The sequence below is a fragment of the Pantoea sp. Ae19-2 genome, from assembly GCF_059801205.1.
In genome coordinates this window covers 3,965,203-3,987,546 of the sequence record NZ_JBCHWE010000001.1, presented here as the reverse complement: position 1 = coordinate 3,987,546, position 22,344 = coordinate 3,965,203, and the positions used below count along the sequence as shown (strand labels likewise).

General features: G+C 53.1%; 17 protein-coding genes. 8 read left to right on the top strand and 9 right to left on the bottom strand.

Annotated features, from left to right (window positions below):
- The first annotated feature begins 3 nt into the window (after positions 1-3).
- From trmH to AAIE03_RS18265, 4 genes are all read left to right on the top strand, one after another.
- Positions 4-705: a tRNA (guanosine(18)-2'-O)-methyltransferase TrmH gene (trmH, locus tag AAIE03_RS18280; protein WP_014332997.1), complete on the top strand. Its 702-nt coding sequence runs from the start codon at positions 4-6 to the stop codon at positions 703-705.
- Complete coding sequence (gene recG / locus AAIE03_RS18275) at positions 702-2,780, top strand: ATP-dependent DNA helicase RecG (RefSeq protein ID WP_498563113.1); 2,079 nt, start codon at positions 702-704, stop codon at positions 2,778-2,780. The genes trmH and recG overlap by 4 nt, the downstream gene beginning before the upstream one ends.
- An 84-nt stretch (positions 2,781-2,864) precedes the next feature.
- Positions 2,865-4,244 carry a nucleobase:cation symporter-2 family protein gene (locus AAIE03_RS18270; protein WP_498563112.1) on the top strand — a complete coding sequence of 460 codons (1,380 nt, stop codon included), beginning with the start codon at positions 2,865-2,867 and terminating at the stop codon, positions 4,242-4,244.
- 111 nt (positions 4,245-4,355) lie between these two features.
- Complete coding sequence (locus tag AAIE03_RS18265; RefSeq protein ID WP_028715919.1) at positions 4,356-6,035, top strand: AsmA family protein; 1,680 nt, start codon at positions 4,356-4,358, stop codon at positions 6,033-6,035.
- Between the two features lie 32 nt (positions 6,036-6,067).
- On the opposite strand, the gene fabY is transcribed toward AAIE03_RS18265, so the two are convergent.
- The 5 genes from fabY to typA all read right to left on the bottom strand — a co-directional run bounded on the left by fabY (position 6,068) and on the right by typA (position 11,026).
- Positions 6,068-7,015 (bottom strand): fatty acid biosynthesis protein FabY, encoded by a 948-nt coding sequence (gene fabY, locus AAIE03_RS18260; protein WP_026020958.1) that lies wholly within the window; start codon positions 7,013-7,015, stop codon positions 6,068-6,070.
- A gap of 59 nt (positions 7,016-7,074) precedes the next feature.
- Complete coding sequence (dtd, locus tag AAIE03_RS18255; RefSeq protein ID WP_013027777.1) at positions 7,075-7,512, bottom strand: D-aminoacyl-tRNA deacylase; 438 nt, start codon at positions 7,510-7,512, stop codon at positions 7,075-7,077.
- Positions 7,509-8,378, bottom strand: coding sequence for a virulence factor BrkB family protein (locus AAIE03_RS18250; protein WP_013027778.1), 870 nt, complete (start codon positions 8,376-8,378; stop codon positions 7,509-7,511). The genes dtd and AAIE03_RS18250 overlap by 4 nt, the downstream gene beginning before the upstream one ends.
- Before the next feature lie 3 nt (positions 8,379-8,381).
- Entirely contained in the window at positions 8,382-8,978 is a 597-nt protein-coding gene (yihX, locus tag AAIE03_RS18245) for a glucose-1-phosphatase (RefSeq protein ID WP_014332993.1), read from the bottom strand.
- Positions 8,979-9,202: 224 nt separating this feature from the next.
- Positions 9,203-11,026, bottom strand: coding sequence for a ribosome-dependent GTPase TypA (typA, locus tag AAIE03_RS18240; protein WP_014332992.1), 1,824 nt, complete (start codon positions 11,024-11,026; stop codon positions 9,203-9,205).
- 432 nt (positions 11,027-11,458) lie between these two features.
- On the opposite strand from typA, the gene glnA reads away from it, so the two are divergent.
- The 3 genes from glnA (at position 11,459) to glnG (ending at position 15,528) form a co-directional block, all read left to right on the top strand.
- A complete protein-coding gene (gene glnA / locus AAIE03_RS18235) occupies positions 11,459-12,868 on the top strand; it encodes a glutamate--ammonia ligase (RefSeq protein ID WP_014332991.1) in 1,410 nt (469 codons plus the stop codon).
- A gap of 193 nt (positions 12,869-13,061) precedes the next feature.
- Positions 13,062-14,111 carry a nitrogen regulation protein NR(II) gene (gene glnL / locus AAIE03_RS18230; RefSeq protein WP_014332990.1) on the top strand — a complete coding sequence of 350 codons (1,050 nt, stop codon included), beginning with the start codon at positions 13,062-13,064 and terminating at the stop codon, positions 14,109-14,111.
- A 7-nt stretch (positions 14,112-14,118) separates the two neighbouring features.
- Positions 14,119-15,528, top strand: a complete 1,410-nt coding sequence (gene glnG, locus AAIE03_RS18225; RefSeq protein ID WP_014332989.1) for a nitrogen regulation protein NR(I) — start codon at positions 14,119-14,121, stop codon at positions 15,526-15,528.
- Between the two features lie 40 nt (positions 15,529-15,568).
- Here the strand turns inward: glnG and hemN are convergent, their stop codons facing one another.
- Complete coding sequence (gene hemN, locus AAIE03_RS18220; RefSeq protein WP_088900799.1) at positions 15,569-16,942, bottom strand: oxygen-independent coproporphyrinogen III oxidase; 1,374 nt, start codon at positions 16,940-16,942, stop codon at positions 15,569-15,571.
- A gap of 234 nt (positions 16,943-17,176) precedes the next feature.
- A complete protein-coding gene (gene yihI / locus AAIE03_RS18215; protein ID WP_014332987.1) occupies positions 17,177-17,698 on the bottom strand; it encodes a Der GTPase-activating protein YihI in 522 nt (173 codons plus the stop codon).
- Positions 17,699-18,246: 548 nt separating this feature from the next.
- Here yihI and yihA point away from each other — a divergent pair.
- Positions 18,247-18,882 (top strand): ribosome biogenesis GTP-binding protein YihA/YsxC, encoded by a 636-nt coding sequence (yihA, locus tag AAIE03_RS18210; RefSeq protein ID WP_033766259.1) that lies wholly within the window; start codon positions 18,247-18,249, stop codon positions 18,880-18,882.
- A gap of 79 nt (positions 18,883-18,961) precedes the next feature.
- Here the strand turns inward: yihA and spfP are convergent, their stop codons facing one another.
- A complete protein-coding gene (gene spfP, locus AAIE03_RS18205) occupies positions 18,962-19,009 on the bottom strand; it encodes a small protein SpfP (RefSeq protein WP_071892919.1) in 48 nt (15 codons plus the stop codon).
- 268 nt (positions 19,010-19,277) lie between these two features.
- The gene (gene polA / locus AAIE03_RS18200; RefSeq protein WP_014332985.1) at positions 19,278-22,064 is read right to left on the bottom strand and encodes a DNA polymerase I; all 2,787 of its coding nucleotides are present in this window, start codon (positions 22,062-22,064) and stop codon (positions 19,278-19,280) included.
- Positions 22,065-22,344 lie beyond the last annotated feature (280 nt).

Here is a 22,344-nt window from a genome sequence, read left to right as displayed (position 1 = left end):
TGCATGAATCCTCAACGCTTTGCTCGTATCCAGGAAATGCTGGCCCTGCGCCAGCACGACCTTACCGTCTGCATGGAGCAGGTGCATAAGCCTCATAACGTTTCCGCTGTCATTCGTACCGCCGACGCGGTAGGGATTCATGAGGTCCATGCCGTATGGCCCAGCCAGCGCATGCGCACCCAGGCGTCGGCATCGGCCGGCAGTAACAGCTGGGTGAACGTGGTAACGCACCGCTCAATCAACGACGCCATTAGCCATCTTAAAACGCAAAACATGCAGATACTGGCGACCAACCTCTCTGCTGACGCCGTGGATTTTCGTGAGATTGATTACACCAAACCCACCTGCATTTTGATGGGGCAGGAAAAAACCGGTATTACTGATGAAGCTCTGGCGTTGGCCGATCGTCATATCATTATTCCGATGGTCGGTATGGTTCAGTCACTCAACGTTTCCGTTGCATCTGCCCTGATTCTTTATGAAGCGCAGCGCCAGCGTCAAAATGCCGGTATGTATCAACGTCAGGCCAGCCTTTTAGCCCCGGAAGAGCAACAGCGCCTGCTGTTTGAGGGTGGCTATCCCGTTCTGGCCCGCGTGGCAAAGCACAAGCGCATGCCGTATCCTTATATCAATGCTCAGGGCGAGATAGAAGCCGATGAAACCTGGTGGGCAACGATGCAATCTACAGGCAGAAGTAAGAAATGAAAGGCCGTCTGCTGGATGCCATCCCGCTCAGTACCCTGACCGGCGTCGGCGCCAGTCAGGCGGCAAAGCTGGCTAAAATTGGCCTGCATACCATTCAGGATTTACTGCTTCACCTTCCCCTGCGTTATGAAGATCGTACCCAACTTTATGCCATTAATGACCTGTTACCGGGCATTTGGGCAACTGTTGAAGGCGATGTCCTGCATACCGAGATTACTTTTGGCCGCCGGCGCATGATGGTGTGCCAAATCAGTGACGGCAGCGGCGTGCTGAGCATGCGCTTCTTCAACTTTAATGCCGGGATGAAAAACAGCCTCGCGCCGGGCAGACGTGTCACCGCCTATGGTGAAATAAAACGTGGCCAGCGCGGTGCAGAAATCATTCATCCGGAATACCGTGTACAGGGCGAGCACAGCACCGTGACGCTGGAAGAAACCCTGACGCCCGTTTATCCCACAACTGATGGCATTCGTCAGGCGACGCTGCGCAACCTTACCGACCAGGCGTTAACTTTGCTGGAAAACTGCCCGATTACGGAGCTGTTGCCGCAGGCGTTAAGCGGCGGACTGATCAGCCTGCCCGAGGCCTTACATACGCTGCATCGGCCACCGCCAGATGAGAAACTCAGCGAACTTGAAAGCGGGCACCATCCTGCGCAGCGCAGGCTGATTCTGGAAGAACTGCTGGCGCATAACCTGAGTATGTTGGCGGTTCGGGCTGGCGCACAGCGCCATTATGCTCTGCCCATGCCTGCCCGACATACATTGAGTGACCAGTTACTGGCCGCTCTGCCTTTTTCGCCCACGTCGGCTCAGAAACGCGTCGTGGCGGAAATCGAAAAAGACTTAGCGCACGATTATCCCATGTTGCGGCTCGTCCAGGGCGACGTGGGATCGGGTAAAACGCTGGTCGCGGCGCTCGCCGCCCTGAACGTTATTGCTCATGGCAAACAGGTGGCGATGATGGCACCGACAGAGTTGCTGGCCGAACAGCATGCAATCAATTTTCGTCAATGGCTCGCGCCACTGGGTCTGGAAGTTGGCTGGCTGGCAGGTAAACAAAAAGGCAAAGCGCGTCAGGCGCAGCAGGATGCCATCGCGAGCGGTAGTGTCGCCATGGTCGTTGGCACACATGCACTGTTTCAGGAGCAGGTGAAGTTCAACGGGCTGGCGCTGGTGATTATTGATGAGCAACACCGGTTTGGTGTTCATCAACGGCTCGCGCTATGGGAAAAGGGGGAGGAGCAGGGTTTTCATCCCCATCAGCTGATCATGACCGCCACTCCCATTCCGCGCACGCTGGCCATGACCGCCTATGCCGATCTGGATACATCAACCATTGACGAATTGCCGCCAGGCAGGACGCCGGTCACGACCGTTGCCATTCCGGACAGCCGTCGCAGTGAGATTATTGAGCGCGTACAAAAGGCCTGTCACGAGGGCCGTCAGGCTTACTGGGTCTGTACGTTGATTGAAGAATCGGACCTGCTGGAAGCCCAGGCGGCAGAAGCCACATGGGAAGAACTCAACGTGGCGCTGCCTGATTTGCGGGTGGGACTGGTGCATGGTCGTATGAAACCGGCGGAAAAGCTGGCAGTCATGCAGGCTTTCAAAGCGAACGAGATCCAGCTGTTAATCGCTACTACCGTAATTGAAGTCGGCGTGGACGTGCCAAACGCCAGCCTGATGATTATTGAAAACCCGGAACGGCTTGGGCTGGCTCAGCTGCACCAGCTACGCGGACGCGTGGGACGGGGTGCGGTTGCCTCTCACTGTGTGCTGCTGTACAAAGCGCCGCTGAGCAAAACGGCGCAGAAGCGTTTGCAGGTGCTACGCGACAGCAACGACGGCTTTGTGATTGCCCAACACGATCTGGAGATTCGGGGGCCGGGTGAACTGTTGGGAACGCGCCAAACCGGTAATGCTGAGTTTAAGGTTGCCGATCTCCTGCGCGATCAGGCCATGATTCCTGAAGTTCAACGCGTCGCACGGCATATCCACCAGCACTATCCTGAACAGGCACAGGCCCTAATCGAGCGCTGGCTGCCGGAAACCGGCCGCTACAGCAACGCCTGACACTTTTTTTGCCACCGTTAGCAAACGTTTGCTTTTGAGCCGTTGCAGATTACAATCGCCTCACTTTTTTTGGGAACCGTTACAATGTCGACCAATCAGCAGACAGCCTCCTCATCCGTCAGTAAAAGTGAACTGATCTACCGCCTGGAAGATCGCCCGCCGCTTGCGCAAACCCTGTTTGCAGCCGGTCAGCATTTGCTGGCCATGTTCGTTGCGGTGATTACGCCCGCGCTGCTCATCTGCCAGGCATTGGGTTTACCGGCGCAGGACACACAGCACATCATCAGCATGTCCCTGTTTGCCTCTGGCGTAGCCTCAGTGCTGCAAATTAAAACGTGGGGGCCGGTTGGCTCAGGTTTGCTGTCTATTCAGGGCACCAGCTTTAACTTTGTCACACCGCTGATTATGGGTGGGATGGCGCTGAAGAACGGCGGCGCAGATGTGCCCACGATGATGGCGGCGCTGTTTGGAACGCTGATGGTCGCATCCTGCACGGAAATGGTACTGTCACGGGTGCTGCACCTGGCTCGCCGTATCATCACGCCCCTGGTGTCCGGTATTGTCGTAATGATCATTGGGTTATCGCTTATTCAGGTTGGCCTCACCTCCGTCGGCGGCGGCTTTGCCGCCATGAACGATCACAGTTTCGGCGCACCGAAAAACCTGCTGCTGGCCGGCGTCGTTCTGGTCGTGATTATCCTTCTGAACCGTCAAAAAAATCCTTATCTCCGCGTTGCCTCCCTGGTGATTGCAATGGCGGTGGGCTACCTGCTGGCCTGGGCGATGAATATGCTGCCATCCATCAGCACACCGGCCGATCAGCCGATCGTTGCGTTGCCGACTCCGCTTTATTACGGTCTGGGTTTTGACTGGAATCTGCTCATCCCGCTCATGCTGGTGTTTATGGTGACCTCACTGGAAACGATTGGTGATATCACCGCAACCTCAGATGTATCGGAACAACCGGTGAGCGGCCCCATCTATATGAAGCGCCTGAAAGGCGGCGTGCTCGCTAACGGCCTGAACTCCTTTGTCTCTGGCCTGTTTAATACCTTTCCTAACTCCTGTTTTGGGCAGAATAACGGCGTTATCCAGCTGACCGGCGTTGCCAGCCGCTATGTTGGTTTTGTTGTAGCGCTGATGCTTATCCTGCTGGGTCTGTTTCCGGCGGTGAGTGGACTGGTGCAGCATATTCCTGAGCCGGTTCTGGGCGGCGCAACTATCGTGATGTTTGGTACCATCGCCGCATCCGGCGTACGTATTGTCTCCAGAGAGCCGCTCAACCGGCGTGCAATCATGATTATCGCCCTCTCACTGGCCGCAGGACTTGGCGTGTCACAGCAACCGCTGATTTTGCAGTTTGCACCGGACTGGTTGAAAACCTTACTGTCTTCCGGCATTGCCGCAGGGGGCATCACAGCGATTGTGCTTAATCTCGTCTTTCCACCGGAAAAGTCGTTTTAAGGCAGGCTGCGGCCTGCCTGCTATTTATGCTGATTTACATCCAGGCGGTTGAGCTATAACGATAATTCAGGCATAACAACCTTTCAGCGGACTGAACCCGGGAAGGATACGATGAAATTTATAGGAAAGTTTTTCCTTACCTTATTGTTACTACTACTGTTTGCGTTAGTGGTGCTGTATGTACTGCTGCAAACACAGTGGGGCGCGGGCTGGTTTAGCCGTTGGGTGAGCGACAAAACGGAATGGCATCTGTCGCTGAGCAAAATCGAACATAACTTTTCATCACCTACACACATTATTCTGGATGACTTCAGTTTTGGCCATGACGGACAACCGGCCGTGCTGGTCGCCAAACGCGTCGATCTTGGCATCGCCCTGATGCAGTTCAGCGATCCCTTCCATTTTGCCAGCATAGAGCTCCGTGACGGTGAGGTTAACCTGACCAATCTGGCCAGGAATAGCGCCTTACCCGTGCAGGCCGATCGCCTGCAACTGAACAACATGCGCATCGACAGTCCCGCTTCCGTTTTACCGCTTTCCGCACTGCAGGTGAATGGCGGCATTCTGCCGTGGAAACCCTTGCCCGACGATGTGCTGGGTAGAGATGCACAGTTCCAGATGAGTGCAGGCAAGATGACGCTCAATAGCGTGGCAGGTGAAAACGTGCTGATTCAGGGCAACGTGTCCCAGGGCCGTATGACGTTTAGCAACATCGGCGCGGATTTAGCCCGGGGCTCGATGACCGGTAACGGAGAGCGCGATGCGCAGGGAAACTGGAAGATCAATCAGCTCCGCCTGAACGATATCCGTTTGCAAACCGCCAGCTCGCTTGTCGATTTCCTGAAGCCGTTTGAAGAGGTGCCCTCAGTTACGCTGAACCGCGTCGATATTACCGATGCCCGGCTGCAGGGCCCTGACTGGGCGGTAACCGATCTCGATCTGACATTGAAAAATATCAGTTGGAAAGGCCGGGACTGGCAGAGTCAGGATGGCTCACTGGCGATGAACGCAGGCAACTTTATCAATGGCAAATTCGAGCTCAACGATCCCATTATCAATATGGACTTCTCGCCACAGGGGATTGCCCTGACCCAGTTCAGCTCACGCTGGGCCAACGGCGTGATCCGGGCTGACGGTAACTGGTCACGTAACGACAGACGCTTAACACTGAATAACCTGGCCGTCGCGGGCCTGGAATATACGCTGCCACAGAATTGGCGGGCGTTATGGCAGGATCCCCTTCCTGACTGGCTGGATGGGATTACCGTGACCCGTTTCACCTCAAACCGCAATTTGATTATCGACATCAATCCTGCGTTTCCTTTCCAGCTTACCTCACTGGATGGCAATGGTGAGAATCTGCAGTTGGCCCGTCAGCATCAATGGGGGATCTGGTCAGGGAAACTGAGCCTGAATGCAGCGGAGTCTACTTTTAACCGCACGGATTTACGCCATCCGTCCATTGCGCTGGAGGCTGACGATCGGCAGATCAGGGTGACGGAACTCAGCGCGTTTAGCGCTAAGGGTTTACTGGAAGGCACGGCAACCGTAGGTCAGCAAACCGACCGCCCGGTTAGCCTTAACCTGACTGGTCGCGGCGTACCCGTCAATGTCTTGCAAAACTGGGGCTGGCCCGCCCTTCCTCTGGAAGGCGACAGCAATTTCCAGCTGCGCCTGAATGCCTCCCTGAAGGCCGATCAGCCGCTGGCACCGTCGGTTAACGCTACGCTGTCGGTGAATACAGACAGCCAGCAACTGCAGCAGACCATGCAGGCAGGTCAGGTGAGGTAAAACACACAGGGCCGCAATCGCGGCCCTGTCGTTTAATTGATGCGCGCCCCTGAGCCGCCCTCTTCGAGCGGCCCGTCCGGATCCACAGGCAACACGATGTACACCGCTTCAAATACCGCACCACACTCATCATCACCGAATAGCTGCACGTCCAGCTGAACACGGGCTTTGCGACCCCGTGCCAGGCGATCGAGATCGCCACTCAGTGAGCCAAGGTCGGCAATAGCACCCGGCCTGCCGGTGATCGGACGGCTATAGCGAATATGCGCATCGGCCAGAATAATGGTGCCACCGAGATGGCGCTCACGCAGTAGCAGCCAGATCAGCCCCCAGCCGGTAAGCGTGGCCAGCGAAAACAGGCTTCCGGCAAACAAGGTATGATGCGGGTTTTGATTACCTGTTTCCGGCATGGTGGTAATAAATTTTTGCCCGGTATATTGCAGAATCCGCACGCCCATTTTTTCACTCAGGGGGATGTGCTCGTACCAGGCCTGCTGTAGCTGCCCGCACCAGTCCGCGCGGTGTAAGATATCATCCAGCGTAACAACCGGCTTAATCATTAGAAAGTGGCGCACCGGCGTGGTCTGTGGAGCAGTAATTTCGCCCTGATTGACATATCCGAGCTTGGCAAAGAACGCCACCGCATCCTCACGCGCACTGCACGTCACACGTTTGACGCCTTCCTGACGCGCAACCGACTCCAGCGTCATCGCCACCAGCGTGCCCAGGCCTTTCCCCTGAACGGTTGGGTGTACGGCTAAAAAACGGATCGCCGCCTCATTATCCGCATTGATGTAAAGTCGCCCTACCGCAACGGGTTTACCCTGCTCATCCACTACCATTTGATGATGCGCTAACGCATCCCAGGCATCACGTTCAGAACCCTGGGGTTGATGCAGCGGCTTTCGTAACATTTCCCAGCGGAACTGATAATAGACATCCAGCTCTTCCGCCGTTTGTGGCACACGAAGATGATACATAAAATGTTTCTCTCGGTCTGATGCGGGATGGCGGAGGTTTAACAGCGCGGTATGCGGCGTCATACCTGTAACCAGAATGTCACTGGCCCGTCGTTGACCAGCGCGACCTGCATATCCGCGGCGAAACGGCCATTCGCGGTCATCACGTCATGGCGACGGCAACACGCGCTGAAATAGTCATACAGCCGTTCTGCTTCTTGTGGCTCAGCCCCGCCGGAAAATGAGGGGCGCATGCCCTTTTGCGTATCGGCAGCCAGCGTAAACTGAGACACCACCAGCACACTGCCGCCCGCCTGTTTGACGTTCAGGTTCATCTTGCCCTGGTCGTCACTAAAAATACGATAGCCCAGCACCCGCTCCGCCAGCCGCTCGGCGCGCTTGTCATCATCACCTTTTTCAACGCCCAACAGTATTAACAATCCCTGTCCGATTTCACCCACAACAGCGTTATCAATACTGACGCTGGCACGCTGAACGCGTTGAATTAAAGCAATCATCCGTCCTCTCGTTCTTTTTCTCTTTCCTGCCGTTTGAACTGGCGGTAGTCATCTAAGGTCACGGTAATTTCCGCACCGAGAAGTACGATACACCAGGTCCAGTAAACCCACAGGAATAAAATGGGGATCACCGCCAGCACACCATAAATCAGCTGGTAAGACGGGAACATCGTAACATAGAGCGCAAAGCCCTTTTTCCCCAGCTCAAACAACAGTCCGGCGACCAGCGCCCCCGTCAACGCATCGCGCGAAGGAACCCGCTGTGTCGGGACAATACTGTATAACAGCCAAAACGACAGCCACGATAAGAGCAGCGGAAAGAAACGCAGCATCTGATCGACCAGGCTGGTTACGCCCGTCACGTTGATCCATTTCAGCGACAGCAGATAAGAGCTAATGGCTAAACTGGCACCCGCCAGCAAGGGCCCGAGCGTTAATATCATCCAGTAAACCGCAAAGGAATAGACCAGCGGCCGCTTTTTGTCGCTGCGCCAGATCGCATTCAGCGCCGAATCCACGGAATGCATGAGCAACAGCGCCGTTACGATCAACCCCACCGCGCCCACGGCCGTCATCCGGTGCACGTTTGCCACAAACTGCTCAAGGTAACGTTGCAGCGTGTTACCCGCAGCGGGCATGAAGTTGGTAAAAATGAAATTCTTAAGCTGTACGCTAATATCAGAGAACACAGGAAACGCAGCAAACAGCGCAAAGACCACGGCAATCAACGGCACCAGCGCCAGTAACGAGACAAAGGCCAGGTTGCCTGCCTGCGTCGTCATGGCATCATTATCAATGCGCTTCCACAGCAGCTTAAGCCACAACCAGAACGCATGAAGCCCGGGGCGAAAATGACGTAACTTCATGGCTTAATGCTGACCTGCAAACCAGTCCGGCACGGTTGTGCTGTCGGTTACCAGCACGCTGTTAATTCCCAGCGCCCGCGCGCCCTCAATATTCGCGGCATTGTCATCGAAGAACACGGCCTGATCGGCGCTCACCCCTTCAGCATCTAACACATGCTGATAGATTCTCGCTTCAGGTTTACGCATGCCCAGCTCCTGTGACAGGTAGATCTTGTCAGCCGCCTGCTGTACGTCAGGATATTGCGTTGGCCAGAAGGTACAGTGCAGGGCGTTGGTGTTGGAGAGAATCACCACCCGATGTCCCGCCTGTCTTAGCTGGTGCATTACGGCCAGCGTCTCCGGCCGGACACCCACAAAAACCGCCTGCCAGCCTGCCGCGAACTGTTCATAGCTCAGCGCGATATCCAGCTTCTCACACAGGGCTTCTGCAAAGGCCTCATCACTGATTTCGCCGCGCTCATGCTGTTCAAATGCGTCATCCATATGGAAGTGGCTTTGAAGCGAAGCCAGCGGCACGCGGCTGAGGTCACTCCAGACGCCCAGTACGCGGTTAAAGTCGATATCGATAATCACATTGCCCAAATCAAAGATATACAGCATGGTGCCTCCTCGGGTTCCCTGGATCATTCACTCTAGCGGTAAAAGCGCAGCCTGAACAGGCAGCCTGGACGAGAAAAACAGAAACAGTAAATTAAGGCACGACGACACAACGTTGAAAGGGCGGAGAGAAGAAGTTACGGGCTGGTTTAGGGTAGATTTAACTCTGGGTAGCAATCGCGCAGGAAAAAAAAAGCCCCGTTTAAACGGGGCTTCCTACAGCGCAGTTATGCGTCTTTACCGCCGCGTGAAGCACGCTTACGGTCGTTTTCAGTCAGGTGACGTTTACGGATACGCACTGACTGAGGGGTCACTTCGACCAGTTCGTCATCATCAATGAACTCGATAGCCTGCTCAAGTGTCATTTTGATAGGTGGAACCAGCGTCGTCGCTTCGTCAGTACCGGAAGCACGCATGTTAGTCAGCTTCTTACCGGTCAGGCAGTTTACAGTCAGGTCGTTAGAACGACTGTGAATACCGATGATCTGGCCTTCATAAACTTCTGCACCGTGACCCAGGAACAGCTTGCCGCGATCCTGCAGACCGAACAGGGCGAACGCAACCGCTTTACCCTGACCGTTAGAGATCAGCACGCCGTTCTGACGCTGGCCCACTTCGCCCGCACGAATATCATCGTAGTGACTGAAGGTGGAGTACAGCAGACCGGTACCTGAGGTCATGGTCATAAATTCGTTACGGAAACCGATCAGGCCACGGCTTGGGATCACGTAGTCAAGACGTACGCGGCCCTTGCCATCTGGATCCATGTTTTTCAGGTCGCCTTTACGCTCGCCCATGGCTTGCATGACTGAACCCTGATGCGTTTCTTCGATATCCAGCGTCACGTTCTCGAAGGGCTCTTGCTTACGGCCTTCGAATTCGCGGAAGATAACTTTCGGACGGGATACCGCCAGTTCGAAACCTTCACGACGCATGTTCTCGATCAGAACAGACAGGTGCAGCTCACCACGGCCCGATACGCGGAACGCGTCAGCATCTTCGGTTTCTTCAACACGCAGTGCTACGTTGTGAACCAGTTCTTTGTTCAGACGCTCAAGGATCTGACGAGACGTCACGTACTTACCTTCTTTACCGCAGAACGGAGAGGTGTTGACGTTAAAGAACATGGTAACCGTTGGCTCATCCACGCTCAGTGCTGGCAGCGCCTGCACGTTCTGCGGATCACAAATGGTGTCAGAAATGTTCAGCTCGCCCAGACCGGTAATCGCAATGATATCGCCTGCTTCTGCCAGGTCGCTGTCAATACGCTCCAGGCCCAGGTGAGTCAGCACTTTACCGACTTTACCGTTACGGGTTTTACCTTCGCTATCAATGATAGTGACTTGCTGGTTAGGCTTCACTTTACCGCGCTTGATGCGGCCGATACCGATAACGCCCAGGTAGTTGTTGTAGTCCAGCTGAGAGATTTGCATCTGCAGCGGGGCATCCGCTTCAACCTGTGGAGGCGATACATGGTCGACAATAGCCTGATACAGCGGGGTCATATCGTCAGCCATGTCTGTGTGCTCAAGACCGGCAATACCATTCAGCGCCGAGGCGAAAATGATAGGGAAGTCGAGCTGCTCGTCAGTCGCATCCAGGTTAACGAACAGGTCAAATACCTGATCAACAACCCAATCAGGACGCGCGCCAGGACGGTCAACTTTGTTGATAACCACAATCGGCTTCAAACCATGCGCGAACGCTTTTTTGGTTACGAAGCGGGTTTGCGGCATAGGGCCATCCATCGCATCTACAACCAACAGTACCGAATCCACCATAGACATTACGCGTTCAACTTCACCACCGAAGTCGGCGTGTCCTGGGGTATCAACGATGTTGATACGGTAGTCGTTCCATTTAATGGCGGTATTTTTTGCGAGGATGGTAATCCCACGCTCTTTCTCCAAATCATTGGAGTCCATCACGCGCTCGGTGGCTTCAGTACGGGCATCGAAAGTACCGGACTGTTGCAGCAGTTTATCAACCAGGGTGGTCTTTCCATGGTCAACGTGCGCGATGATGGCGATGTTACGCAAATTTTCGATCACAGCTTTTTTGCCTCAGGCATTAGAAATAACGCGGTATTGTACACGGATTAAGCGGGAGACTGAACACGATCACACTTTTCACTGAAAGTTTATTGCATTGTCGCAAAATCGCACTAATAGGCGTGCAAAATTTGCACAGCGTCGATGTTTTGCACCAAAAAAGTGCTCACTTTCAACCCAACCGCACACAAACAGTGCAATGCAACTATCATGGTGCATGACCTTTATGACAAAAAGGTGCATGACAGCGCGATTTTGTGCAAAGAAATAAAGTTGGCACAGAATTCGCTTTGTATTATCCAGATGAAAACGATGTAAGACAACGGTTACAGAGCTGGTCAGGATCAGATTCAGGAAAGACAGTTAACAGTCGTCTATTCCGTAACCCGGTTCTCGCCATGTAGACAATGACCATTTCCAGGAGAGTTGAGTATGTCCGCTGAACACGTTCTCTCGATGATGAACGAGCATGAAGTTAAGTTTGTTGACCTGCGTTTTACCGATACCAAAGGTAAAGAACAGCACGTTACTATTCCGGCTCACCAGGTTAACGCTGACTTCTTCGAAGAAGGCAAGATGTTCGATGGCTCTTCCATCGGCGGCTGGAAAGGCATTAACGAATCAGACATGGTGCTGATGCCGGATGCAACCACGGCGGTAATGGATCCTTTCTTTGAAGATTCTACCCTGATCATTCGTTGCGACATTCTTGAGCCAGGCACCATGCAGGGCTATGACCGCGATCCACGTTCTATCGCTAAGCGCGCGGAAGATTACCTGCGTTCTTCAGGCATTGCGGATACCGTTCTGTTTGGCCCAGAGCCAGAGTTCTTCCTGTTTGACGATATTCGTTTTGGTTCTTCAACTTCGGGTTCTCATGTTGCTATCGACGATATCGAAGCAGCCTGGAACACCGGCAAAGAATACGAAGGCGGCAACAAAGGCCACCGTCCAGGCCTGAAAGGCGGTTACTTCCCGGTTCCACCGGTTGACTCATCACAGGACATCCGTTCTGCCATGTGTCTGACCATGGAGCAAATGGGTCTGGTTGTTGAAGCCCATCACCATGAAGTTGCAACAGCAGGTCAGAACGAAGTGGCTACTCGCTTCAATACCATGACCAAAAAAGCTGACGAAATTCAGATCTACAAATATGTCGTTCACAACGTGGCTCATGCCTACGGCAAAACGGCGACCTTTATGCCAAAACCGATGTTTGGTGATAATGGTTCCGGTATGCACTGCCATATGTCGCTGTCTAAAGGCGGTCAGAACCTGTTCTCTGGCGATAAGTACGGCGGCCTGTCTGAAATGGCGCTGTTCTACATTGGCGGCATCATCAAGCATGCTAAAGCTATTAACGCCCTGGCGAACCCAACCACCAACTCCTACAAGCGTCTGGTGCCGGGTTATGAAGCGCCGGTGATGCTGGCCTATTCAGCGCGTAACCGTTCAGCCTCAATCCGTATCCCGGTTGTTGCCAGCCCGAAAGCACGTCGTATTGAAGCGCGCTTCCCGGATCCAGCGGCTAACCCATACCTGGCGTTTACCGCACTGCTGATGGCGGGTCTTGATGGCATCATCAACAAGATCCATCCTGGCGATGCGATGGACAAAAACCTGTATGACCTGCCACCGGAAGAAGAAGCTGAAATTCCAAAAGTTGCAGGTTCACTGGAAGAAGCGCTGATTGCCCTGAACGAAGACCGCGAGTTCCTGACCCGTGGCGGCGTGTTCACTGATGACGCGATCGATGCCTATATCGAACTGCGTAAATCCGAAAACGATCGTGTGCGCATGACGCCGCACCCGGTTGAGTTCGAACTGTACTACAGCGTTTAATTTCAGAATAAGCAAATGGGTGCCGCAGACAGATCTTGCAAAGGCGGCACCGATAGTCTGAAACGTTTTTTTGTTGCCGTGGAAACTTTAGCCCATCTTCGGATGGGCTTTTTTCTCCGCGAATTCATCGTTCATTCGCTTTAATTCCGGCTTAAAGATTACAATGCACTAAATCAGTGCAGAGGAACGCTGTATGGCAACTGCCTCACTGCCCGATGCCGGGCAGATTCTCAATACCTTAATCAACAGTATTTTGTTGGTGGATAACGATTTGGTTATTCACTACGCCAACCCCGCGGCACAGCAATTACTGGCGCAAAGCTCGCGTAAATTATTCGGCACGCCGTTACCTGAACTGACCGGCTACTTTTCGCTGAATGTCGAGGTAATGCGCGAGAGTCTTGAGGCGGGCCAGGGCTTTACGGACAGTGAAGTTACCCTGGTGGTCGATGGTCGGGCACATATTATGTCGCTGACAGCGCAGCGCTTGCCTGATGGCCTGATTTTGCTGGAAATGGCGCCCATGGATAATCAACGTCGCCTGAGCCAGGAACAACTCCAGCATGCTCAGCAGGTTGCGGCACGCGATCTGGTGCGTGGGCTGGCTCATGAGATTAAAAATCCGTTAGGCGGACTGCGCGGTGCGGCCCAGCTGCTGTCTCGCGCCCTGCCCGATCCCGCGCTGAATGAATATACCAAAGTCATTATTGAACAGGCCGATCGCCTGCGGAATCTGGTGGATCGCTTATTAGGGCCGCAACAGCCCGGGATGCACATCACCCAGAGTATTCATCAGGTCGCCGAACGGGTGGTCAACCTGGTCTCGATGGAGCTGCCAGAAAATGTGTCTCTGGTCCGCGATTACGATCCCAGCCTGCCGGAGTTGCCCCACGATCCCGACCAGATTGAACAGGTACTGCTGAATGTGGTGCGTAATGCGCTGCAGGCGCTGGGCGAGGACGGTGGCACGATAGTCATTCGCACCCGTACCGCCTTTCAGCTGACGCTGCACGGTACGCGGTATCGCCTGGTCGCCCGTATTGATATCGAAGATGACGGTCCCGGCATTCCGGCTCAGCTTCAGGATACGCTGTTTTATCCGATGGTAAGCGGACGTGAAGGCGGAACCGGTTTAGGTCTTTCTATTGCCCGTAGCCTGATTGATCAGCATTCAGGAAAAATTGAGTTTAACAGTTGGCCAGGTCATACCGAATTTTCGGTTTACCTGCCTATTCGCCAGTGAGGTTTCTATGCAACGAGGGATAGTCTGGATCGTCGATGACGATAGCTCCATCCGCTGGGTGCTTGAACGCGCGCTCACTGGAGCCGGTTTGAGCTGTGCGACCTTTGACAGTGCGAACGACGTGCTGAACGCATTAGCGACAAAAACGCCGGACGTTTTATTGTCAGACATTCGTATGCCCGGAATGGACGGGCTGACGCTGCTAAAACAGATTAAACAGCGCCATCCCATGCTCCCGGTCATCATCATGACGGCGCACTCCGATCTGGATGCCGCGGTCAGTGCCTATCAGCAAGGGGCCTTTGATTATCTGCCCAAGCCGTTTGATATTGATGAGGCTGTTGCGCTGGTCGAGCGCGCCATCAGCCACTATCAGGAACAGCAGCAGCCACGTAATCAGCCTGTCAGCGGCCCGACCACCGATATTATCGGCGAAGCGCCCGCCATGCAGGATGTGTTTCGTATTATTGGCCGTCTCTCTCGCTCGTCGATCAGCGTCCTGATCAACGGGGAATCCGGTACGGGTAAAGAACTGGTTGCGCATGCGCTGCATCGCCACAGCCCTCGCAGCAAAGCGCCGTTTATTGCCCTGAATATGGCCGCGATTCCCAAGGATTTGATCGAGTCAGAACTGTTTGGTCATGAAAAAGGGGCGTTTACCGGTGCCAATCAGATCCGTCAGGGCCGTTTTGAACAGGCTGATGGCGGCACGCTGTTTTTAGACGAAATCGGCGATATGCCGCTGGATGTTCAGACACGACTGCTGCGCGTTCTGGCTGACGGGCAATTTTACCGCGTCGGCGGCTATGCGCCGGTAAAAGTTGACGTCCGTATTATTGCCGCAACGCATCAGAACCTTGAACTGCGGGTGCAGGAAGGCAAGTTCCGTGAGGATTTATTCCATCGTCTGAACGTCATCCGCGTGCATCTGCCGCCGTTGCGTGAGCGCCGTGAGGATATCCCGCGTCTGGCCCGTTATTTCCTCCAGGTTGCGGCACGGGAACTGGGGGTTGAGGCCAAGATTCTGCACGCGGAAACCGAAACCGCGCTGACACGTCTGCACTGGTCGGGTAACGTGCGCCAGTTGGAGAATACCTGTCGGTGGTTAACCGTTATGGCTGCGGGACAGGAAGTGCTGATCCAGGATCTTCCGCCAGAGCTGTTTGAATCCAGTACCCCGGAAAGCCCTACTCAGTCGTTGCCGGATAACTGGGCAACCCTGCTGGCGCAGTGGGCTGACCGCGCCTTGCGTTCCGGTCATCAAAATCTACTGTCTGAAGCCCAGCCGGAGATGGAGCGTACGTTGCTGACCACGGCGCTCCGTCATACTCAGGGCCACAAACAGGAAGCGGCACGTTTGCTGGGTTGGGGGAGAAATACCCTGACGCGTAAGCTCAAAGAACTGGGGATGGAATAAGAAATCCACTGCCGGAACAGCGCAGGCTGCTCCGGCTTTTTTATATGACGCGTGAAAACTGCTGCTGCCGCGCCTTGTGACGTAGATACGCATCAAAGCACATACAGATATTTCGAATCAGCAAGCGTCCGGCTCCCGTCACTCTCAGGTCCGTTGCATGCTGCTCCACCAGCCCATCACTAATCAGCGGTTCTAACAGCGCCATGTCTTCCGCAAAATAGCGTTCAAACTGAATATTCCACTGCGCTTCGACCGTGCTGAAATCAAGTGAGAAATTGCAGATCAGCCTTTTAATCACGTCGCGACGTAAGCAGTCGTCTTCACTCAGCAGTAATCCGCGCCACAGGCCATGGCCCTGTTTTTCAACCTGACTGTACCAGTCGTTAAGCCCTTTCTGGTTTTGCGCATAGCTGTCGCCGATCATGCTAATCGCAGATACGCCAAGCCCCAGCAAGTCACTGTCGCCCTGTGTCGTATAACCCTGAAAGTTGCGGTGCAGTTTTCCTTCACGTTGCGCGACTGCCAGCTCGTCCTGCGGTTTAGCAAAGTGATCCATACCAATAAACTGATAGCCCTGTTGGGTCAGCGTGGTAATGGTCTGCTGGAGGATATCCAGCTTCTGCTGTGCTGAGGGCAGCTCATCTTCTTTAATTTTACGCTGTGCGGCGAACAGCGCGGGGAGATGGGCATAGTTAAAGACGCTGAGGCGATCAGGATCCAATGCGATAACGCGCTGCAAGGTATAAGCGAAGCTTTCAGGCGTTTGCAGCGGCAACCCGTAAATCAAATCGATGCTGGTTGAACGAAATCCCTGCTCGCGCGCCCGCGCCATCAAGGCAAAAATGACCGCTTCATCCTGTACCCGATTCACCCGCTCCTGCACGGCTTTATTGAAATCCTGCACGCCCATGCTCAGGCGATTGAAACCACACGCGCGCAGGTGATCGATCATATCCAGTTCAATTTCACGTGGATCGACCTCGATCGACATCTCTGCGTCGTCGATAAAGGTAAAGTGCTGCTTCAACAGCGCCACCAGCCGGCTGATTTGCTGTTTATTAAGGAACGTAGGCGTTCCGCCGCCCCAGTGCAGCTGGCTAACCTGACGACCCTTAAACAGCGGTGCGCGGGCAGTGATCTCCTGCTCAAGCGCATTCAGATAACGGTCGGCTTTATGCAGCTGACGCGTGACAATCTTATTGCAGCCACAGAAGTAGCACAGGCGATGACAGAACGGGATGTGGATATACAGCGATAAGGCACGTTGCGGATAACGTTCAATGGCGTGTCTGAAGTCGTTATCGGTAAACTTATCGTTGAACGCTAAGGCGGTGGGATAAGACGTGTAACGCGGACCGGCAGAGTTATATTTTTCAATTAACGCCTGGTCCCACTTGATCTGCATTGCTGACATGCTCACTCCTTCCGCTTACGTTGCCGTCGTAAAGGTCGCGATCCAGAAGGAAAGAGAGGTGAGCGGGCGGAAACCCGACGTAAACGCTGCTTCAGACGCGACAGTCGCCGTAGTTTAAACAATAACCACAGCAGATAACATGTCATCAACAACACGAAAATTGATCCAGGCCAAAACATTGTCGTTTACCTGTTAAGCATGGCATGCGCATGCGCGCATGCCGATCAATACAGCTTAGTTACCTTTTAGCAGGCGATACATATCCTCTTCCGCCTCCTGGTCTTCCTCTTCGTCCATTTCAATACCAAGCTGTTCCATCAGTTCATCAATGCGATCCAGCGTCACGTCAAGCCAGCCCTGATCTTCTGATGACAACGTTTCACCCTTTTCAAGACGATCGAGCAGCGCATCCAGGCGCTCACTGTTCTCCAGCTGCGCCAGCTCCTCTTCAGGCGTGAGAGACACTTTTTTCTCCCTCGCCGGTTTGGTCGCGACGTTTTTCGCTTTTGCCGGTGCGGCCTTTTCGTCAGCGATCAATGCCACTGGCTTCTTGCTGCCAATACGCGGGTCTTTCGCAGCGGCGCTTTGCTTGCCGTTGTTGCTCTGCGTTTGCGGATTAGCACGGCTGCCTGACGCATGGCCACGATGCTTTTTATCGCGTTTACGATCGCGCGCTTCATTATTGATATCTTCACGCGATTTACGTTTAGCCTTGGCGACAGGCTTACCTTTCGCAGCGCTTGCAGGTTGCTTCATGATGTTCGGTCCCGGTGTTTTTATTCAGTATAGAATTGCGGCGAAATCTAGCAGAAACCAGACAAAGAAAAAAGGCGACAGCTCAAGCTGTCGCCTTATTTCATACCTTCAGCAGAAGGAATCATGTTTCAAATCCGTTTCGGCTCACAACGTCCCGGTTAATCCTGCGCCTGCTCAACTCCTGAGCGTATCCCTTTCCTTTTCCGGCTCCCGTCCATAGCCATTTCCATTCCAGCCGCTCTTCGTTATCCCAACATTCCTGAGCGCATCATCCTGATGAGTGCGTCCTGCACTGCTGAATAATGTAGACCATATGGTAAAAGGCTCAAGTAACACATGTCAGTCTTTAGGCGAAAAAACCTGTACTTAAGTATAATTCACTGAATTTTAATGGTTTATTTTTTTAATTATTTAACTAAAAAGAGACATAACGGGCAAAATTTATGGCAAATATCTTACAAAGGCGCCTCACCAATGGTATTGAGCACTTTCGCGCCATAACGCGTATAATCAGCGCCATTGCCCTAATGCGTTTCTGGAGTATTCCCTTGTCTGAACTGAATTACCATGTCACCCGCTTCATTCTTAGCGCACCGGACATCCGCCATTTGCCCTCTGATACCGGCATTGAAGTTGCGTTTGCTGGTCGTTCAAACGCGGGTAAATCCAGCGCCTTAAATACGCTCACCAATCAAAAAGGCCTGGCGCGAACCAGTAAAACACCCGGTCGTACGCAGCTGATTAACCTGTTTGAAGTTGCAGAAGGCAAGCGCCTCGTAGACTTACCGGGTTACGGCTATGCTGAAGTGCCAGAAGAGATGAAACTCAAATGGCAACGGGCATTGGGCGAATATCTGCAAAAAAGGCAGGCGCTTAAAGGCCTGGTGATACTGATGGATATCCGCCACCCGCTTAAAGATCTGGATCAGCAAATGATTCAGTGGGCGGTTGAGAGCGAGATCCCTGTACTCCTGCTGCTGACTAAAGCTGACAAGCTCGCTTCCGGCGCACGTAAAGCCCAGCTCAATATGGTGAAAGAAGCCTCAATGGCGTTTATGGGTGATGTGCAGGTTGAGGTTTTCTCATCGCTGAAAAAAATCGGCGTCGACAAAGTGCGCCATAAGCTGAATAGCTGGTTTAGTGAACTCGAACCTGCTGTTGAAGATCAGGGCACTGAAGCCTGACAAACCTCACAGGCTGCTGTTTTTTAGCGTCAGCCCAATAAAAAACGCCCCAGTCACAGAATGACTGGGGCGGCTAAATTCAGCCAAATCCGATTACGTGAAGTAAAAGGTCTGAAAGATAGAACATCTTACCTCTGTACCCTACGCCTCGAACTTTACCTGATTTTTTGTGAGCAACAAAGGTTTTTTTGTTGCTCTCTTTCATTTTTAGTCACTTTTTTTACCATGCTCGTCACAAAAATGAGGATGGCATGTAGTTAAATTACAAAAAAAGTGCTTAGGCCATAATAAGTTACTGCATCGTTTTGCAGCGCCGGTACCACGGTGTGCCGGCTTCATGCCTGATCACGTGATAATGCGCCAGCGGTGGCGCATAAACGCCACCAGCCAGAGTCTTAATGCGCCTGATCCCAGTTGTCGCCTACGCCGACTTCGACCAGTAAGGGGACATCCAGCGCCATACTGCCCTCCATCAGCGCGCGAATCTGCTTGCTGGCTTCATCGACGGCTTCAGCTTTGATTTCAAACACCAGTTCATCGTGCACTTGCATGATCATCCTGACCGCATCATCGGTTTGCTTTTGTAACCAGTCATCGACCGCAATCATAGCGCGTTTGATGATATCCGCGGCCGTTCCCTGCATGGGGGCATTAATCGCCGCACGTTCAGCAGCTTTACGACGAATGGCATTACTGGACTTGATGTCGGGCAACCACAAACGGCGTCCATCCAGCGTTTCAACATACCCGTTACTGGCTGCAAGCTGCCGCGTGTTTTCCATATAGCGCAGCACGCCAGGATAGCGCTCGAAGTACAAATCCATATACTTTTTCGCTTCGCCTGCGCCAATGTTCAGCTGGCGAGATAATCCAAACGCGCTCATGCCGTAGATAAGACCAAAGTTGATGGCCTTGGCGCTACGACGTTGTTCGCCCGTGACCTTAGACAGCGGCACGCCAAAGACCTCTGACGCAGTGGCACGGTGAATATCTTCTCCCTGAGAAAAGGCATCAAGCAGCCCTTTATCCTGTGACAGATGCGCCATGATACGCAGTTCAATCTGTGAATAGTCCGCCGCCACGATACGGTTCCCCTTGCCCGCAACAAAGGCCTGACGAATGCGGCGTCCTTCATCGTTACGGACCGGGATGTTTTGCAGGTTAGGATCGGTTGAAGACAGGCGACCGGTAGCCGTTACCGCCTGATGATAGGACGTGTGCACGCGACCGCTGACAGGATTGATCATCAGCGGCAGTTTATCAGTGTAAGTTGACTTCAGTTTCGACAACCCACGGTGCTCCAGAATGACCTTTGGCAGCGGATAGTCCAGTGCCAGCTCAGCCAGGACTTCTTCACTGGTAGAAGGCGCGCCTCCGGGTGTTTTCTTCGTCGGCTTAATGCCCTGCTTTTCAAACAGGATGACCTGCAGCTGCTTGGTCGATGAGAGATTAAAGGGCTCGCCCGCCAGCTCATGCGCTTTAAGCTCAAGCTCAGCCAGGCGCGATGTCAGCTCTTTAGAGTGCTGCGCCAGAATGGCTTGATCGATCAATACGCCGTTACGCTCAACACGTGAAATCACCTTAAGCAGGGGCATTTCAATTTGTTCAAAAACCTTTTTAGGGCCGGCTTCTTTTTCAAGCTCAGGCCACATTTTCAAATGCAGTTGCAGAGTGACATCGGCATCTTCTGCTGCGTAATGTGCAGCCTGCTCTAAAGCGATTTGATTAAATGTGAGCTGATTTTTCCCTTTACCGGCGATCTCTTCAAAGGTAATGGTTTTATGATTCAGCCACCGCGCAGACAGGCTGTCCATATCATGCTTGCCTACTACGCTGTTCAGAATATATGACTCCAGCATGGTGTCATATTTGATACCGGCGAGTTCAATATCGTAGTTTTTCAGCACGCCACGATCGTATTTGAGATTTTGCCCCACTTTACTGGCGTCAGGATCTTCGAGCAGCGGCTTGAGTTGGGCAAGAACGGCATCGCGGTCGAGCTGCTCCGGCGCATCAAGGTAATCATGTGCCACGGGCAGGTAAGCCGCCTCACCTGGCGCTACCGCAAAACTGAGGCCGACGATATTAGCCGTTAACGTATCCAGCCCATCGGTTTCGAGATCGAACGCAAAGACCTCGCTGTTTTTCAGCTTCTCCACCCAGGCATCTAAGGTTTGCTGATCCAGAATGGTGATATAGCCGTCAGCCGATAACAGGCTGGTGGCCTCAACGCTCGCCACCGGCTCATCGGTAAGAACCTGCTGGGCTTGCCGGTTGCTTTTAGTACCCTGCAGCCATTTTCCCTCTTGCAGGTCGGTCAACCAGCGCTTGAATTCGAAACGGCTAAATAGCGCTTGCAGCGCGTTAACATCAGGTTCGCTGACCGTAAGCGCTTCACAGGGTTGATCGAGCTCGACGTCTGTTTTAATGGTGGCAAGCTGATAAGAAAGAAAAGCAACATCGCGATTCTGCTCCAGTTTCGCGGCCATGGTTTTTGCACCGCGAAAAGAGAGATCGGCGACTTTATCAAGATTGTCGTAAATGGACTGCATCCCGCCCAGCCCCTGCAGCAGCGCCTGGGCTGTTTTTTCACCCACGCCGGGTACGCCGGGAATATTATCTGAGCTGTCCCCCATCATCGCCAGAAAATCGATGATCAACGACGGTGGCACACCATACTTCTGCTCAACCTCTTCTGGGCCAAGAATGGTATTCGTCATGGTATTGATTAGCGTAATGCCCGGTGTGACAAGCTGCGCCATATCTTTATCGCCGGTGCTGATCAGAACAGCGTGGCCTTTTTTCTCTGCCTCTAACGCCAGCGTACCAATCACATCGTCCGCTTCAACGCCGCTGACAGCCAACAGCGGCAAGCCCATCGCACGCACCATTTCGTGCAGCGGCTCTATTTGTGACCGCAAATCATCAGGCATCGGTGGGCGGTGGGATTTGTAATGTTCAAACAGTTCATCCCTGAAGGTTTTGCCTTTAGCATCAAACACCACAGCAACATGTGTAGGGCTGTACTGTACCAACAGGCTTTTCAGCATGTTGAGCACGCCATACATTGCACCAGTAGGCTCACCTGCGCTGTTGGTTAGCGGCGGGAAAGCGTGGTACGCGCGATAAAGATAGGATGAGCCATCAACCAAAATCAGGGGGTTTTCTGCTATTTGCGCCATATGTCTGTGTATTCTTCGTTGCCATGGATTGGCCTATAAGGATGCCACACCTTGGCGAAAAGGGTTAATCAAGACAAACAGGGAGTGACGTTTTTCGTGCTTCTGTAATGAGGATCGCAACGATCTTTCTGTGGATAACTTTGTGCGTAAAAATTATATCAATAGTTTATTTATGTCATAAAAAAGATTAAGCCAAAATTAAAAATAATAAAATCATATAGTTAATATAAATCCGTGATGCGATCGTGATTTTTAATGGCATGTTTGCTTGTGTGGATAG